The sequence below is a fragment of the Microbacterium sp. genome (assembly GCF_035556355.1).
In the GTDB taxonomy this organism is placed as follows: Bacteria; Actinomycetota; Actinomycetes; order Actinomycetales; family Microbacteriaceae; genus Microbacterium.
Genome location: NZ_DATMFG010000004.1, coordinates 1 through 15,410, shown reverse-complemented (window position 1 = coordinate 15,410; position 15,410 = coordinate 1). Strand labels below are relative to the sequence as shown.

Annotated in this window: 14 protein-coding genes; 4 read left to right on the top strand and 10 right to left on the bottom strand. The window is 69.4% G+C overall.

Annotated features, from left to right (window positions below; genetic code table 11):
- Positions 1 to 37: 37 nt before the first annotated feature.
- Positions 38 to 1,567, top strand: a complete 1,530-nt coding sequence (gene glpK / locus VNR19_RS00290; RefSeq protein ID WP_325722751.1) for a glycerol kinase GlpK — start codon at positions 38 to 40, stop codon at positions 1,565 to 1,567.
- Positions 1,568 to 1,595: 28 nt separating this feature from the next.
- Here the strand turns inward: glpK and VNR19_RS00285 are convergent, their stop codons facing one another.
- From VNR19_RS00285 to sdhC, 10 genes are all read right to left on the bottom strand, one after another.
- A complete protein-coding gene (locus VNR19_RS00285; protein WP_325722748.1) occupies positions 1,596 to 2,477 on the bottom strand; it encodes a DNA-formamidopyrimidine glycosylase family protein in 882 nt (293 codons plus the stop codon).
- A 12-nt stretch (positions 2,478 to 2,489) separates the two neighbouring features.
- Positions 2,490 to 3,086, bottom strand: a complete 597-nt coding sequence (locus VNR19_RS00280) for a GNAT family N-acetyltransferase (protein ID WP_325722746.1) — start codon at positions 3,084 to 3,086, stop codon at positions 2,490 to 2,492.
- 41 nt (positions 3,087 to 3,127) lie between these two features.
- Positions 3,128 to 4,138 carry a tryptophan--tRNA ligase gene (trpS, locus tag VNR19_RS00275; protein ID WP_325722744.1) on the bottom strand — a complete coding sequence of 337 codons (1,011 nt, stop codon included), beginning with the start codon at positions 4,136 to 4,138 and terminating at the stop codon, positions 3,128 to 3,130.
- A gap of 44 nt (positions 4,139 to 4,182) precedes the next feature.
- A complete protein-coding gene (locus VNR19_RS00270) occupies positions 4,183 to 5,031 on the bottom strand; it encodes an exodeoxyribonuclease III (protein WP_325722742.1) in 849 nt (282 codons plus the stop codon).
- Positions 5,032 to 5,064: 33 nt separating this feature from the next.
- Positions 5,065 to 6,312 (bottom strand): YihY/virulence factor BrkB family protein, encoded by a 1,248-nt coding sequence (locus VNR19_RS00265; protein ID WP_325722740.1) that lies wholly within the window; start codon positions 6,310 to 6,312, stop codon positions 5,065 to 5,067.
- Between the two features lie 9 nt (positions 6,313 to 6,321).
- On the bottom strand, positions 6,322 to 7,443 hold the full coding sequence (locus tag VNR19_RS00260; RefSeq protein ID WP_325722738.1) for an MFS transporter: 1,122 nt from the start codon (positions 7,441 to 7,443) through the stop codon (positions 6,322 to 6,324).
- Positions 7,444 to 7,572: 129 nt separating this feature from the next.
- A complete protein-coding gene (locus VNR19_RS00255; protein ID WP_325722736.1) occupies positions 7,573 to 8,358 on the bottom strand; it encodes a succinate dehydrogenase iron-sulfur subunit in 786 nt (261 codons plus the stop codon).
- A 1-nt stretch (position 8,359) separates the two neighbouring features.
- On the bottom strand, positions 8,360 to 10,165 hold the full coding sequence (sdhA, locus tag VNR19_RS00250; RefSeq protein ID WP_325722735.1) for a succinate dehydrogenase flavoprotein subunit: 1,806 nt from the start codon (positions 10,163 to 10,165) through the stop codon (positions 8,360 to 8,362).
- 43 nt (positions 10,166 to 10,208) lie between these two features.
- Positions 10,209 to 10,670 carry a succinate dehydrogenase hydrophobic membrane anchor subunit gene (locus VNR19_RS00245; protein WP_325722733.1) on the bottom strand — a complete coding sequence of 154 codons (462 nt, stop codon included), beginning with the start codon at positions 10,668 to 10,670 and terminating at the stop codon, positions 10,209 to 10,211.
- Entirely contained in the window at positions 10,670 to 11,104 is a 435-nt protein-coding gene (sdhC, locus tag VNR19_RS00240) for a succinate dehydrogenase, cytochrome b556 subunit (protein WP_325722731.1), read from the bottom strand. Before sdhC ends, VNR19_RS00245 begins: the two co-directional genes overlap by 1 nt.
- Positions 11,105 to 11,291: 187 nt before the next feature.
- On the opposite strand from sdhC, the gene VNR19_RS00235 reads away from it, so the two are divergent.
- From VNR19_RS00235 to VNR19_RS00225, 3 genes are all read left to right on the top strand, one after another.
- Positions 11,292 to 12,407 (top strand): mannose-1-phosphate guanylyltransferase, encoded by a 1,116-nt coding sequence (locus VNR19_RS00235; protein ID WP_325722729.1) that lies wholly within the window; start codon positions 11,292 to 11,294, stop codon positions 12,405 to 12,407.
- A 148-nt stretch (positions 12,408 to 12,555) separates the two neighbouring features.
- Entirely contained in the window at positions 12,556 to 13,668 is a 1,113-nt protein-coding gene (locus tag VNR19_RS00230; protein WP_325722727.1) for a BMP family lipoprotein, read from the top strand.
- A gap of 105 nt (positions 13,669 to 13,773) precedes the next feature.
- The gene (locus tag VNR19_RS00225; protein ID WP_325722725.1) at positions 13,774 to 15,294 is read left to right on the top strand and encodes an ABC transporter ATP-binding protein; all 1,521 of its coding nucleotides are present in this window, start codon (positions 13,774 to 13,776) and stop codon (positions 15,292 to 15,294) included.
- Positions 15,295 to 15,410: the final 116 nt, after the last annotated feature.

The window sequence follows — 15,410 nt, the reverse complement described above, 5'->3', positions numbered from 1 at the left end:
CGAGGCGGATGCGGCGACGAGGCAGCGAGGAGACGATGTGACGCAGCACGTGCTGGCGATCGACCAGGGCACCACCTCCACGAGGGCGATCGTGTTCGACGCCGCAGGTGCGATCGTCTCCTCCGCGCAGCGCGAGCACGAGCAGATCCTCCCCCGTGCGGGCTGGGTCGAGCACGACCCCGTCGAGATCTGGACCGGCACCGAATGGGTCATCGCGGCGGCCCTCGCGCGGGCGCGGGTGTCGGCATCCGATGTCGCCGCCGTCGGCGTCACGAACCAGCGCGAGACCGCGATCGTGTGGGACCGGACAACCGGTCGCCCCGTCTGCAACGCGCTCGTGTGGCAGGACACCCGCACGCAGCCGCGCATCGACGAGCTCGCCCGGGAGGGCGGACCGCACCGCTTCGCCGAGATCACCGGCCTCCCGCTCGCGACCTACTTCTCCGCATCGAAGATCGCGTGGATCCTCGACCACGTGCCCGGCGCTCGTGAGGCCGCTGCGGCGGGCGATCTGCTCTTCGGCACGCCCGACACATGGGTGGTGTGGAACCTCACGGGCGGCGCGCGCGGCGGCATCCACGTGACCGACGTCACGAACGCGTCGCGCACGCTGCTCATGGACCTGCGCACGCTCGACTGGTCGGACGAGCTGCTCGAGGTGTGGGGGATCCCCCGCGCGATGATGCCCGAGATCCGGTCGTCGTCCGAAGTCGTCGGCTCCGCGCACCTGCCCGACTCGCTGCACGGCGTGCCGATCGCCGGCATCCTCGGCGACCAGCAGGCGGCGACGTTCGGCCAGGCCGCGTTCGATGTCGGAGAGTCGAAGAACACGTACGGAACGGGCAACTTCCTGCTCGTGAACACAGGCACCGAGATCGTGCGCTCCGAGAGCGGCCTCATCACGACCGTCGCCTACCGCTGCCGCGACGAGCCCGCGCGGTACGCGCTCGAAGGGTCGATCGCGGTCACCGGATCGCTCGTGCAGTGGCTGCGCGACAACCTCGGCATCATCAACCGGTCGGAGGAGGTCGAGACGCTCGCGGCGACCGTCGCCGACAACGGCGGGGCCTACTTCGTCCCGGCGTTCTCGGGGCTGTTCGCGCCGCACTGGCGACCCGACGCGCGAGGCGCGCTCGTGGGCATGACGCGGTACGTCAACAAGGGGCACATCGCTCGTGCCGCCCTCGAGTCGACGGCCTTCCAGTCGCGCGACGTGATCGAGGCGGTCGTGACCGACACGGGGCGCGCGCTCGACGAGCTACGCGTCGACGGCGGCATGACCCGTGATGACCTCCTCATGCAGTTCCAAGCCGACGTGCTCGGAATTCCCGTCGTGCGGCCCCAGGTGGTCGAGACGACCGCGCTCGGAGCCGCGTACGCCGCGGGACTCGCGACAGGCGTGTGGCGTGACCGCGATGAGCTGCGCTCGCACTGGCGCGAGGATGCGCGCTTCGAGCCGCGCATGAGCGTCGACGAGCGCGAGCGCCGCTACCGCCTGTGGAAGAAGGCCGTCTCGAAGTCGCTCGACTGGGTCGACGACGACGTGCGCGAGCAGGCGCAGGTCTGACGGGCGCGCGAGCGACGCGAGGCGCTCGTCACTTCAGGAGGCGCGACAGCCGCCGGTCGGCGAGGATCTTTCCGCCCGTCTGGCAGGTCGGGCAGTACTCGAGCGAGTTGTCGGCGAAGAAGACGCTGCGCACCTCGTCGCCGCACACGGGGCACGCCTCGCCGCGCCGCCCGTGCACGCGCATTCCGCGGCGCTTGGCGTCTTTGAGGTCGGCGGGGGGCTTTCCGGATGCCGCGGCCAGCGCCTCGGCGAGGGTCTCGGTCATCGCGGTGTAGAGCCGGTCGATCTCTTCGTCGGACAGTCCCGCCGCGAGGGCGTACGGCGACATCTTGGCCGCGTGCAGGATCTCGTCGGAGTACGCGTTCCCCACGCCCGCGATGATCGCCTGGTCGCGCAGCACGCCCTTGATCTGCGTGCGGCGCCCCGCGAGCAGCCCTGCGAACGTGTCGCGATCGAACGACGGGTCGAGCGGATCCGGCCCGAGCCGCGCGATGCCCGCCACTTCGGAAGGATCGCGTACGACGTAGACCGCGAGCGACTTCTTCGTTCCCGCTTCGGTGAGGTCGAAGCCCGAGCCGTCGGAGAGCCCCACGCGAAGCGCGATGGGGGTCTTGCCCGGCCGGATGATCGTCTGCGGAAGCTCGTCGTACCAGCGCAGCCATCCGGCCTTCGCGAGGTGGAAGACGAGGTGGGGTCCGGCTCCGGCGTCGTCGCCGGTGGTCGTCGCGATGTCGACGAACTTGCCGTGGCGCTCGACGCCCGTGATCTGCGCGTCCTTCAGCGACTCGATCGGGGGGTCGTAGGTCTTGAGCGCGGCGATGTTCGCGACGGTCGCACGCGTCACGCGCAGGCCGGTCGTGCGCTCGCGCAGGAAGTCGACGAGGCCCTGCACCTCAGGCATCTCGGGCATGGGCTCATCCTGTCACGGGCCGCCGACGAGCGTCTCGCGCGCGGCTCGATCGAGCACGGGCCAGGGCTGCGGCATCCGGTCGTCGTCGGCGAGGAGTCCTGCGATCCATCCGTCGTCGCGTCGCCCGTCGCTGCTCACGAGCGCCTGACGCAGCAGTCCCTCATAGCGGAATCCGAGTGTGCGCGCGGAGCGCGCGGATGCGATGTTGCCCGCGACCGCGCGCCACCCGATGCGCCGGAGCTTCAGGCCGTCGGCGGAGAAACCCCAGTCGATGACCGTCACCGCGGCCTCGATGAGGATCCGGCGACCCCGCGCCCACGGGGCGACCCAGTACCCGATCTCTCCCGCGCCGTTCTCGACACCGTAGAGTCCGATCGTGCCGACGAGGGCGCCGGCTTCGCGGATGCCCCACGTGAGGTTGCGACCTGCCTCCCAGTCCTTCGAGATCTGGGCGATGAACGCCTCGGCGTGCCGGCGCTCGTAGGGCGTCGGGATCGTCGTGTACCGCTGGATCGCCGGATCCTGGCACGCCTCGAACATCGTGTTGGCGTCGGAGGCGACGGGAAGCGACAGTTCGAGTCTCGCGGAGCGGAGGACGACGGGCTGCATCCCGCCACGATAGCCGCCGCTGCGCGGCCCGGCGCATCCGGTTACAGGCGCACGCGGCGCAGCAGACCGACCTTGTCGTACACGTCGGCGAGCGTGCGGTCGGCGACCGCGTCGGCCTTCGCCGCGTTCTCGGCGAGCAGGCGGTCGAGCTCGGCCGGGTCGGCGAGCAGGGTCAGCGCGCGCTCGCGCACGGGCGCGAACTCCTCGACCACGACCTCGGCGAGGCCCTTCTTGAAGTCGCCGTAGCCGCGTCCGGCGTATTCGTCCTCGATCGCGCCGATCTGCCGGCCGGTGAGCGCCGCGTAGATCACGAGCAGGTTCGAGACGCCGGGCTTGTTCTCGGTGTCGTACCGCACAGTGCCCTCGGAGTCGGTCACCGCGCGCATGATCTTCTTGCGCGTCTTGGCCGGGTCGTCGAGCAGCCACAGGATGCCGGCATCCGACTCCGCCGACTTCGACATCTTCGACGTCGGGTTCTGCAGGTCGTAGATGCGCGCGGTGTCGCGCTGGATGACGGGCGTGGGCACGCGGAACGTCTGCCCGTAGCGCGAGTTGAATCGCTCGGCGAGGTCGCGGGTGAGCTCGACGTGCTGCTTCTGGTCGTCGCCGACCGGCACGATGTCGGTCTGGTAGAGCAGGATGTCGGCCGCCATCAGCACGGGGTACGTGAAGAGCCCGACCGACGTCGCGTCGGACCCGTACCGCTGCGACTTGTCTTTGAACTGCGTCATGCGGCCGGCCTCGCCGAAGCCCGTGATCGTCGAGAGGATCCATGCCAGCTCGGCGTGCGCGCGCACGTGCGACTGCACGTACAGCGTCGATCGCGACGGCTCGATGCCCGCCGCGATGTACTGGGCGGCCGTGCGACGCGTCTTCTCGCGCAGTTCGGCGGGATCGTTGGGCTGCGTCAGGGCGTGCAGGTCGACGACCGAGAAGAACGCGTCGTAGGACTCCTGCAGATCGCGCCACTGCATCAGGGCTCCGATGTAGTTGCCGATGTGCAGCGAATCGGCGGAGGGCTGCATTCCGGAGTACAGGCGCGGTTTCGTCACCCAGCAATCCTAATGAGCGATCTCGCCCCCGACGCCCGCGCGGTTCAATGACCGAGCGTGTAGTCCGCGATGACGGGCGAGTGGTCGCTCCATCGCGTGTCCCACGAGGGGGCGCGGAACACGGCGTAGTCCGTCACGCGCTCGGCGAGCGCCGGGGTGGCGAGGTGGTAGTCGATGCGCCACCCCGAGTCGTTGTCGAATGCGCGCCCGCGCATCGACCACCATGTGTACGGTCCGGGCACTTCGCCCGCCCACCGGCGCCCGACGTCGACCCATCCGAGGCCGATGCCCGTCGTATCGTCCACGCACTCCACCGGCTGACCCGCGGGCCCGAGGAAGCGGTCGAAGTACGCGCGTTCGCGAGGGAGGAAGCCCGCCTTCTTGACGTTGCCCTTCCAGTTGCGGATGTCGAGCTCGCGGTGCCCGACGTTGAGGTCGCCCATGATGAGCGCGAGCGGGTTGTCGGACGCGAGCAGCGGCATCCGCTTCTCCATCGCGTCGAGGAATGCCCACTTCGCGTCCTGCCGCGGAGTGTCGGCCTCGCCGGTCGGCACGTACGCGCTCACGATCGTCACGCGCTCGCCGTCGACCTCGAAGTCGGCCTCGATCCAGCGCCCCGCGGAGTCGAGCGGCTCGGGACTCAGGGCGGTTCGCACGTCGATCGCTCGGTCGCGGCTCGCGATCGCGACGCCCGCGCGACCCTTGAGCAGCGCCTCGTCGTTCACGAGCTGCCAGCCCGGGAGCACTGCGGCGAGCTCGTCGCGCGTCGCACGCACCTCTTGCAGCGCCATGAGGTCGATGTCGGCGGCGTCGAGCCACTCGATCATGCCTTTGCGCGTCGCCGCGCGGATGCCGTTGACGTTGACGGAGGCGATGCGAACGCGGCGAGGCATGCGTGCCAGCCTAGCCGCGGGCGCCGACACACCTCACTCGAGCAGGCTGCCCCGACGCTCGTTCTTGACCGGGGGAGCGGATGCCTCGACCTCGGCGAGCTCCCGCTCCGCGTCGTGCACCGCGCGGTCGGCCGCCCACACGCGGTACCACGGCGCCTGGTCGCGGGCCGCGCGAGCCGTGCGCAGCCGCACGCGCGCTGCGAGCACGAGGGCGCGATGCTCCTCGGCGAGACGATCCGCCTCCGACTCGGGCAGCAGCGGCTCGTTGACGTCGTTCGCGCGCACCGCGATCCACGACGCCGCGACGAGGATGATGACGCCCATGATGCGGAACCACAGCAGGAGACCGACGAAGATCGCAAACGTCGCGAGGAGCGGATTCGTCGGGGTGTAGCTCACGAGCAGGCCCGCACCCAGCTGCAGAACCGTGATCGCGCCGCCGCCGAGCAGCGCGCCCGGCCAGATCCGTCGCCACTGCAGCTCGGTGCCGGTGAGGAACCGCACGAGGCCGGCGAGGGCCGCGCTGAACACCGAGAACGAGACGGCGACGGACGCCACGAAACCGCCCGCCTGGTAGAGGAGGGAGGACGTGTCCCAGCCGAACAGGCCGAACACCACGCTGATCGCCCATGTGCCGAGGTAGTTGAGCGCCGAGCCGAGGACGAGCGCCACGCCGAAGATGAGCGCCGCGAGCAGGTCGCGGGCCTTCAAGATGACGTAGCTGCGCCGGTCGGGTTCGAGGCCGAAGATGTCGCGGACCGCGCGGCGTGCGAACGTCACGAAGCCGATCGCGGTCCAGACCACGGTGACGAGGGCGACCAGACCCGTGACACCGAGCACGCTCGCGCTGCTGGTCGCGATGCTCGTCACCTGCTCGACGGTGAACAGGCCGGAGTCGTCTTCGCTGATGAGCCCCGGGATGTAGCTGTTGATCAGGTCGATCATCGCCTGGATCGCCTCGGGGCTGCCCCCCAGCCACAGCCCCGCGATCGCGAACGCGAGGTACACCGCCGCGAAGATCGCGAAGAGGGCCTGGTAGCTGATGCCCGCCGCGAGAAGGAAGCCGTTGTGCTGGAGGAAGTGCCGCCACACCCGGATCGGGAACCACGCGAGCGTCCGGCGAGTCAGCTTCGACGCACGCTCGATCGGGTCGTCGAGTCGCGCGCGCAGGGTGGACTGCGTCGTCTCCCACCGGGCCCGGAGAGACTCTTCGGTGCGCGCCGCCTCGTCGGCCTCGCTCTGGGCCTGCGGCGAGGAAGCACGGCCCTTGTGTCGCGCCACGCAGTCAGATTAGCGGGCGGTGGCGGGCGCGCCCCTCGATGCCGCCCGGAACCTCGGCACCGCGAACAGGATCGCGGCGAGTGCGACGGCGGGAAGGAGGAAGGCCGGCCCGAGTCCGGGTGCATCGGCGAGGAGTCCGAGCACCACCGCGCCGAGGATCGCGCCGGCGTAGTTGAAGAGGTTCACGCGCGCGATCACCTGGTCGCTGTGCGCCGGGTCGAGCTCGCCCGCCGCGCCGAACGTCACCGGGATGAGCACGCCTGCCGACACACCCGCGAGCGCGAAGCCCGCGACCGCGACGCCCGGCACCGGCACGAACGCGACGAGCGCGCACCCCACCGCCGACACGGACGCGGCGACCGCGACGATGCGGCGACGGTCGACGACCGACAGCAGACGATCCGTCACGAGTCGCGTCACGAGCACGACCGCCTGATACGCGGCGTAGCCGAGCGGCGCGACCCACGCAACCGCGAACAGGTCGTCCTGCAGGTAGACCGTGCTCCACGTGCTCACGGCCGAGTCCGCGACGAAGATCGCGAGCACGACGAGCCCGAACACCCAGATGCCGGCACGCGGCAGGCGTGTGCGCTCCGCGGGCGGCAGAGCCTCGTCGACCGGCGTCTCGCGGGCCGAGAAGCGGGCGACGATGACGGCGGCGGCGAGGGCGACGACGGCCGCGCATGCGAGCGCGATGCCGGCGGCGAACGCGGATGCCGCGACCGCCGACACGAGCAGTGCGCCGACGATCGCGGCGGCCGTCGCTGCCGCGAAGAAGCCGCCGAGCACGGGACGGCCGTACGCCCGCTGGACCGCGACTCCCTGCATCGCGGCGGACGCGTCGACGCAGCCGAGCCCGACGCCGAACACCGCCCACGCGGCGACGAAGACGCCGAACGGCGCCGGCACCGCGATGACGGGGAGCGCGATCGCCTGGATCGCCAGGCCCAGGGTGAGCGCAGCGCGGCTGCCGAAGCGCACCGCCACCGCATTCGCCACGAGCGAGCCTCCCGCCGCCATGATCGCGACGCCGAGCACGATGAGCGAGACCGTCATGTCGTCGACCTGCTGGCGCGCCTTGAGCGCGGGGAGCGAGGTGACGACGACGGCGTAGCCGAGGCCCTGCGCCACGTATGCTGCCGTGACCGCTCCGCGGGCGGCCTTCCAGGGCCCGGGCGGCGCGGGGCGCGGCATCCGCCGGTTCGTCTTGCTCTTGGTCAGCGGACCATCGCTCCGTTGCGACGCGTCCACTCGCGGGCCCTAGCCTCGCCCGCGCAGAACGGCCTGCTTGACCTCTGCGATCGCCTTCGTGACCTCGATGCCGCGGGGGCACGCCTCGGTGCAGTTGAACGTCGTGCGGCAGCGCCACACGCCCTCTTTGTCGTTGAGGATGTCGAGGCGCACCTGGGCGGCGTCGTCACGCGAGTCGAAGATGAACCGGTGCGCGTTGACGATCGCGGCGGGGCCGAAGTACTGACCGTCGGTCCAGAACACCGGGCACGACGACGTGCACGCCGCGCACAGGATGCACTTGGTCGTGTCGTCGAAGATCTCACGGTTGACGATCGACTGGATGCGCTCCTTGCCCGGCTCGGGGGCCGTGCCCGAGATGAGGAACGGCTGCACCTCGCGGTAGGACGCGAAGAACGGCTCCATGTCGACGACGAGGTCCTTCTCGAGGGGCAGGCCCTTGATCGCCTCGACGTAGATGGGCTGCGAGATGTCGAGGTCCTTGATGAGCGTTTTGCAGGCCAGGCGGTTGCGCCCGTTGATGCGCATCGCGTCGGAGCCGCAGATGCCGTGGGCGCACGAGCGGCGGAACGTCAGCGAGCCGTCGACCTCCCACTTGATCTTGTGCAGCGCGTCGAGCACGCGGTCCGTCGAGTAGAGCTCGACGTCGTAGTCGACCCAACGCGGCTCCTCGTCGACCTCGGGGTCGAAGCGCCGGATGATGAACGTGACGAGGAACGACTGGATGCCGGTGTCGGCCGGGGACTGCTCGACGCCGTCGTGCGCGTCGGTCGTCTCGAGGACGGTCGAGGTCATCTCAGTACTTCCTCTCCATCGGCTGGTAGCGCGTGATGACGACCGGCTTCCAATCGAGTCGGATGTGGTCCTCCGAGTTGGACGAGTGCGGATCGCCTGTCAGATACGCCATCGTGTGCTTCATGTAGTTCTCGTCGTCGCGCGCAGGGAAGTCGTCGCGCATGTGGCCGCCGCGGCTCTCCTTGCGGTTGCGTGCGGCGACGACGACGACCTCGGCGATGTCGAGCAGGAACCCGAGCTCGACCGCCTCGAGGAGGTCGGTGTTGTAGCGGCGGCCCTTGTCGTCGACGTGGACGTTGCGGTAGCGGGCGCGGAGGTCTTCGATCACCTCGAGCACCTCGCTGAGCGACTCCTCGGTGCGGAACACCTGGGCCTTGCGGTCCATCTCGTCCTGCAGCGTCTTGCGCAGGACGGCGATGCGCTCGGTGCCCGGGTTGTTGCGCAGCCCCTCGATCATCTCGCGCACCTCGCGGGCGGGATCGTCGGGCAGCGGCACGAAGTCGGCCGTCTTGACGTACTCGACCGCGTGGCGGCCGGCGCGCTTGCCGAAGACGTTGATGTCGAGCAGCGAGTTCGTGCCGAGGCGGTTCGAGCCGTGCACCGACACGCATGCGCACTCGCCCGCCGCGTACAGGCCGGGGACGACGGTCGTGTTGTCGCTCAGCACCTGCGCGTCGGTGTTGGTCGGGATGCCGCCCATGGCGTAGTGCGCGGTCGGCATGACCGGCACGGGCTCGACGACGGGATCGACTCCGAGGTAGGTGCGCGCGAACTCGGTGATGTCGGGGAGCTTCGTCTCGAGCACTTCGGCGCCCAGGTGCGTGCAGTCCAGCAGCACGTAGTCGCGGTGCGGGCCGGCGCCGCGGCCCTCAGCAACCTCCTGCACCATGCAGCGGCTCACGATGTCGCGCGGCGCGAGGTCCTTGATCGTGGGGGCGTAGCGCTCCATGAAGCGCTCGCCCGTGACGTTGCGCAGGATCGCGCCCTCGCCGCGGGCGCCCTCGGTGAGGAGGATGCCGAGCCCTGCGAGGCCGGTCGGATGGAACTGGAAGAACTCCATGTCCTCCAGCGGGAGGCCCTTGCGCCAGATGATGCCGACGCCGTCGCCCGTGAGCGTGTGGGCGTTGGACGTGGTCTTGAAGATCTTGCCGAAGCCGCCCGTCGCGAAGATGACGGCCTTCGAGTGGAAGACGTGCAGGTCGCCCGTCGCCAGCTCGTACGCGACGACTCCCGCGACCTGCGTCGCGCCGTCCGCGTCCTTCACCGTGATGAGGTCGAGGACGTAGAACTCGTTGAAGAAGTTGATGCCGAGCTTGACGCAGTTCTGGAACAGCGTCTGCAGGATCATGTGGCCGGTGCGGTCGGCCGCGTAGCACGCACGGCGCACGGGCGTCTTGCCGTGATCGGCGGTGTGACCGCCGAACCGGCGCTGGTCGATCTTGCCCTCGGGCGTGCGGTTGAACGGCAGGCCCATGTTCTCGAGGTCGATGACCGCGTCGATCGCCTCTTTCGCGAGGATCTCGGCCGCGTCCTGGTCGACGAGGTAGTCGCCGCCCTTGACGGTGTCGAAGGTGTGCCACTCCCACGAGTCGTCCTCGACGTTCGCGAGGGCCGCGGCCATGCCTCCCTGTGCCGCGCCGGTGTGCGAGCGCGTCGGGTAGAGCTTGGTGATGACGGCCGTCCGCGCTCCCGGACCTGCCTCGATCGCCGCACGCATTCCTGCGCCGCCGGCGCCCACGATGACGATGTCGAACTGGTGATAGTGGACGCCGTTCTTCACGACGCCGTCAGCGGTCTGGGTGCTCACGTGATTGGGGTGCTTTCCGTCTCTGTTGAGTGTCGTCGCGGCGTCAGACGCAGCGTTCCTGCAGCCACTGCGCGCTCTGGTCGGTCAGACCGAGGCACGGGTCGAAGGTGAAGACCACGAGGGTTCCGAGGACGATCAGGAATCCCGCGGCGAGCCACAGGGCCCACACGAGCACGCGACGCGTGCCCTCGTGGGTCACGTAGTCGTTGACGATCGTGCGCATGCCGTTCGCGCCGTGGATGAGGGCGAGCCACAGCATGAGCACGTCCCACCACTGCCAGAACGGGCTCGCGAACTTGCCCGCCACGAAGCCGAAGTCGATCGCGTGGATGCCGTCGCCGACCATGAGGTTGACGAAGAGGTGCCCGAAGATGAGGACGATCAGCAGCACGCCTGAGGCGCGCATGTAGATCCAGCCCCATTTCTCGAGGTTGCCGCCGCGCTTGCTGCGCGGGGCGATGGGGGTGCGGGGATCGGCGATCGAGACGCCCTGTGCGGTGCTCATCAGTGGCCCCCTCCCATGCCGCCGAAGACGTTCATGAGGTGACGCGGCGTGAAGGCCAGCATCGTCACCGCCCACACGCCGATGACGCCCCACCACAGCTGGCGCTGGTGGCGCGTGGCCCACGGCCAGAAGTCGACGAGCATGACGCGCAGGCCGTTGAACGCGTGGTACGCGACGGCCGCGACGAGCACGACCTCGCCGAGTCCCATGATCGGGTTCTTGTAGGTGCCGATCACCGCGTCGTACGCCTCGGGCGAGACGCGGATGAGGGCCGTGTCGAGCACGTGCACCAACAGGAAGAAGAAGATCGCCACGCCGGTGATGCGGTGCAGCACCCACGACCACATGCCTTCGCGGCCGCGGTACAGCGTTCCGCGGGGGGTTCGCGACGTGGTCTCGGATACCGACGGTGTGACGCGCGCTGGAGCAGACACGGCCCGTCCTTCCTAGGGGTAGAACGCGGATGGCCGGGGCACTTCGTCGGCCCCGGATCGGATCCCGGACGCTTCACAGCGCCCCGACCATCCTATTCCCGTCGAGGAGGCGCTTGGATCACCCACGGCTGCGGCGTCCCGCCGGTCAGGAATCGTGCCGGACCGTCCGCGCGGTTAGCCTGTGAGCATGGCCGGACCGATCGAGGACTTCTACGCCGTCATCCCCGCAGGCGGGATCGGCTCCCGGCTGTGGCCGCTCTCACGCGCGGACGCGCCCAAGTTCCTGCACGATCTGACCGGCTCCGGGCACACGCTCCTGCACGACACGTGGAAGCGGCTCGAGCCGCTCACAGGTCCCGACCGGATCGCGGTCGTGACCGGTCGCGCGCACCGTGCCGCGGTCGAGAAGGAGCTGCCGGGCATCCTCGACAAGAACCTCTTCCTCGAGTCCGAGCCGCGCGACTCGACGGCCGCCATCGGCCTCGCCGCCGCCGTGCTCGCGCGCCGCGAGCCGGATGTCATCATCGGCTCCTTCGCCGCCGACCACGTCATCCGCGTGCCGCACCTGTTCGAGTGGGCGGTTCGCCAGGCGGTCGAGGTCGCGCGCGAGGGCTTCGTGTGCACGATCGGCATCCAGCCGAGCGAGCCGTCCATCGGCTTCGGCTACATCAAGAAGAAGCGCGCGCTCGTGATCGAGGGGGCGCCCGAGGCGGCGCTCGTCGAGAGCTTCGTCGAGAAGCCCGACCTCGAGACCGCGAAGGAGTACTTCGCATCGCGCGACTACCTGTGGAACGCGGGCATGTTCATCTCGCGGGCCGACGTGCTGCTGGGTGAGATCGCCGACAACCAGCCCGCCCTCTACGCAGGACTCATGGACCTCGCCGAAGCGTGGGACAACCGCGACGCGCGCGGCCCCGTCGTCGACCGCGTGTGGCCCACGCTGCCCAAGATCGCGATCGACTACGCCGTCGCCGAGCCCGCTGCCGAGAAGGGACGCCTCGCCGTCGTGCCGGGTCACTTCGACTGGGACGACGTCGGGGACTTCGCGAGCCTCGCGAAGCTCAACTCGAAGGGCCGCAAGAACGACCTCGCGGTGCTCGGCAAGAACGCGAGGATCCTGTCGGATGCGGCATCCGGGATCGTCGTGAGCCAGACGTCGCGAGTGATCAGCCTCATCGGCGTGAACGACATCGTCGTCGTCGACACGGATGACGCGCTGCTGGTGACCACGAGCGAGCACGCCCAGCGCGTGAAGGGCGTCGTCGACGCCCTCAAGCTCAACGGGCGCGGCGACGTCCTCTAAGGCATCCTGCGAGACGCGCTCGCCCTCTGTTGCGTCTTTGTAACCATTCGGCCCGAGGCCCGGTCCGGGCGTGCAACCGCCTGGTGACACTGGGTAACTTCTCTATGCACCCGCGAGGTCCGCGGGGTCTTCTCCCGTGGAGGTTGAGTTGACCGTTTCCACCCGAAAGCGACTGCTCGGCGGCTTGGTCGCCGCCAGCATGTTCGTCGCTCTTGCCGGCTGTGCGTCGGCCCCCGAAGACACCGGCGAGACCGGCGGTGCGGACGCCGGCGGCGCCGTCGACGGCTTCCTGCCCTGCATGGTCTCCGACGCGGGCGGCTTCGACGACAAGTCGTTCAACCAGCTCGGCTACGAGGGCCTCGAGCGCGCCGCCGACGAGCTGGGCGTCGACTTCAAGGCCGTCGAGTCCAGCTCCGAGTCCGACTACGCGCCGAACATCACGAGCCTCATCGACCAGGGCTGCACCCTGATCATCACCGTCGGCTTCGCGCTCGCCGCGGCCGCGGGCGAGGCCGCCACGGCCAACCCCGACATCGAGTTCGTGTCGATCGACGACGTCGTCGACAACGACTTCGACGGCGAGACGGATGCACCGAACATCAAGCCGATCGTCTTCGACACCGCGCAGGCCGCGTTCCTCGCCGGCTACGCGTCGGCGTCGTTCTCGACGGCCAAGAAGGTCGGCACCTTCGGCGGAATGAACTTCCCGACCGTCTCGATCTTCATGGACGGCTTCGCCCAGGGCGTCGAGTACTGGAACGAGCAGAAGGGCGACAGCGTCGAGGTCATCGGCTGGGACCGCGCGGCTCAGGACGGTGTGTTCACGGGCGGCTTCGAGGCCAACCAGGACGCGATCAACGCCGCTCAGGGCATCGTCGACCAGGGCGTCGACGTGCTCCTGCCGGTCGGCGGCCCGATCTACCAGAGCGCCGCTTCGGTGATCCGCGGCTCCGGCCGTGAGATCGCGCTCCTCGGTGTGGACGCCGACGTGTTCGAGACCGACCCGAGCGTCGCCGACCTCCTGCTGACGTCGATCCGCAAGCTCATCGACGTCGGTGTCGAGGAGGCCGTGGTCGCAGCGGGCCAGGGCGACTTCGACCCGACCCCGTTCGTGGGCACCCTCGAGAACGGCGGCGTGGGCCTGGCCCCGTTCCACGACTTCGAGGACCGTGTGTCGCCCGAGCTGCAGGGTGAGCTCGACGAGATCGCAGCCGGCATCATCGACGGCTCGATCCCCGTCGAGTCCTACCTCGCGGGCTGACAACCGCTCCCTGTGGGGAGGCCGGCACGCCGGCCTCCCCACAGCCGTATTCGCGGTGCGACGGCGTCATCGCGCCGCCGCACCCCGCTCACTAGGATCTGCACCATGAAGCTCGAACTCCGCGGCATAACCAAGCGGTTCGGGAGCCTCGTCGCCAACGACCACATCGATCTCGTGGTCGAGCCCGGCGAGATCCACTGCCTGCTCGGCGAGAACGGCGCCGGCAAGTCCACCCTCATGAACGTCCTGTACGGGCTCTACCAGGCTGACGAAGGCGTCATCCTGCTCGACGGCCACGTGCAGAACTTCCGCGGTCCCGGCGACGCGATGCGCGCCGGGGTCGGCATGGTGCACCAGCACTTCATGCTCATCCCCGTCTTCACGGTCGCCGAGAACGTCATGCTCGGCCACGAGTCGACGAAGGCCGCGGGACTCCTCGACATCGAGGCGGCGCGCAAGCGCGTCCGCGAGATCTCGTCGCGATTCGGGTTCGACGTCGACCCGGATGCCGTCGTCGAAGACCTCCCCGTCGGCGTCCAGCAGCGCGTCGAGATCATCAAGGCCCTGTCGCGCGATGCGAAGGTGCTCGTGTTCGACGAGCCCACCGCGGTGCTCACGCCCCAGGAGACCGACGAGCTCATGGAGATCATGCGCCAGCTGCGCGAGACCGGCGCGTCGATCGTCTTCATCACCCACAAGCTCCGCGAAGTGCGCGAGGTCGCCGACCGCATCACCGTGATCCGGCTGGGCAAGGTCGTGGGCGAGGCCGAGCCGACGGCGACGAACGCCGAGCTCGCGTCGATGATGGTCGGGCGCGCGGTCGAGCTCACGGTTCACAAGGACCCGCCGAAGCCCAACGACAGCTCGCTCGTCGTCGAGGGGCTCACCGTCATCGACCCGCGCGGGCAGGTCACCGTCAACGACGTGAGCTTCGAGGTGCGCGGCGGCGAGATCCTCGCGATCGCCGGCGTCCAAGGCAACGGCCAGACCGAGCTGACCGAGGCGCTCGTCGGATTGCAGACGAAGGTGCAGGGCTCCGTGCGGCTCAACGGCGAGGAGCTGCTCGGGCGCAGCATCCGTCACATCCTCGACGCCGGCGTCGGCTTCGTGCCCGAGGACCGCAAGGAGGACGGCCTGGTCGGGGCGTTCACGATCGCCGAGAACCTCATGCTCGACCGCGCGAACGGCGAGCCGTTCGTCAAGGCCGGCAACGTGCAGCGCAAGACGCTCGAGCGCTTCGCGAAGGAGAAGTTCACCGAGTTCGATGTGCGGGCACCCGGGATCGACACCCCGGTCGGATCGCTGTCGGGCGGCAACCAGCAGAAGGTGGTGCTCGCGCGCGAGCTCAGCCGTGACCTGTCGCTGCTGGTGGCAGCCCAGCCCACGCGCGGTGTCGACGTCGGATCGATCGAGTTCATCCACAAGCGCATCGTCGCTACGCGCGACCAGGGCGTGCCCGTGATCGTCGTCTCCACCGAGCTCGACGAGGTCACCGCCCTCGCGGACCGCATCATGGTCATGTACCGCGGCAGGATCGTCGGCATCGTGCCGGGCGACACGCCACGCGACGTGCTCGGCCTCATGATGGCCGGCGTGACGCCCGAGACAGAAGGAGCCGCAGCGTGAGCTCGTCCAGCGCGCCCCTGGCGCCCGCCGAGGTGCCCCCTCCTTCCAAATGGCACGACACGTTCCTGAGGATCACGCAGGGCAATTGGCTCATCTCGGTGCTCGCCGTGCTCCTA

What these genes read in the sequence shown, in the direction of transcription:
- VNR19_RS00285 (WP_325722748.1), bottom strand. Translation starts at nt 2,477, where the DNA reads ATGCCCGAGATGCCTGAGGTGCAGGGCCTCGTCGACTTCCTGCGCGAG.
- VNR19_RS00280 (WP_325722746.1), bottom strand. Translation starts at nt 3,086, where the DNA reads ATGCAGCCCGTCGTCCTCCGCTCCGCGAGACTCGAACTGTCGCTTCCC.
- VNR19_RS00270 (WP_325722742.1), bottom strand. Translation starts at nt 5,031, where the DNA reads ATGCCTCGCCGCGTTCGCATCGCCTCCGTCAACGTCAACGGCATCCGC.
- VNR19_RS00255 (WP_325722736.1), bottom strand. Translation starts at nt 8,358, where the DNA reads ATGACCTCGACCGTCCTCGAGACGACCGACGCGCACGACGGCGTCGAG.
- VNR19_RS00245 (WP_325722733.1), bottom strand. Translation starts at nt 10,670, where the DNA reads ATGAGCACCGCACAGGGCGTCTCGATCGCCGATCCCCGCACCCCCATC.
- VNR19_RS00235 (WP_325722729.1), top strand. Translation starts at nt 11,292, where the DNA reads ATGGCCGGACCGATCGAGGACTTCTACGCCGTCATCCCCGCAGGCGGG.
- VNR19_RS00225 (WP_325722725.1), top strand. Translation starts at nt 13,774, where the DNA reads ATGAAGCTCGAACTCCGCGGCATAACCAAGCGGTTCGGGAGCCTCGTC.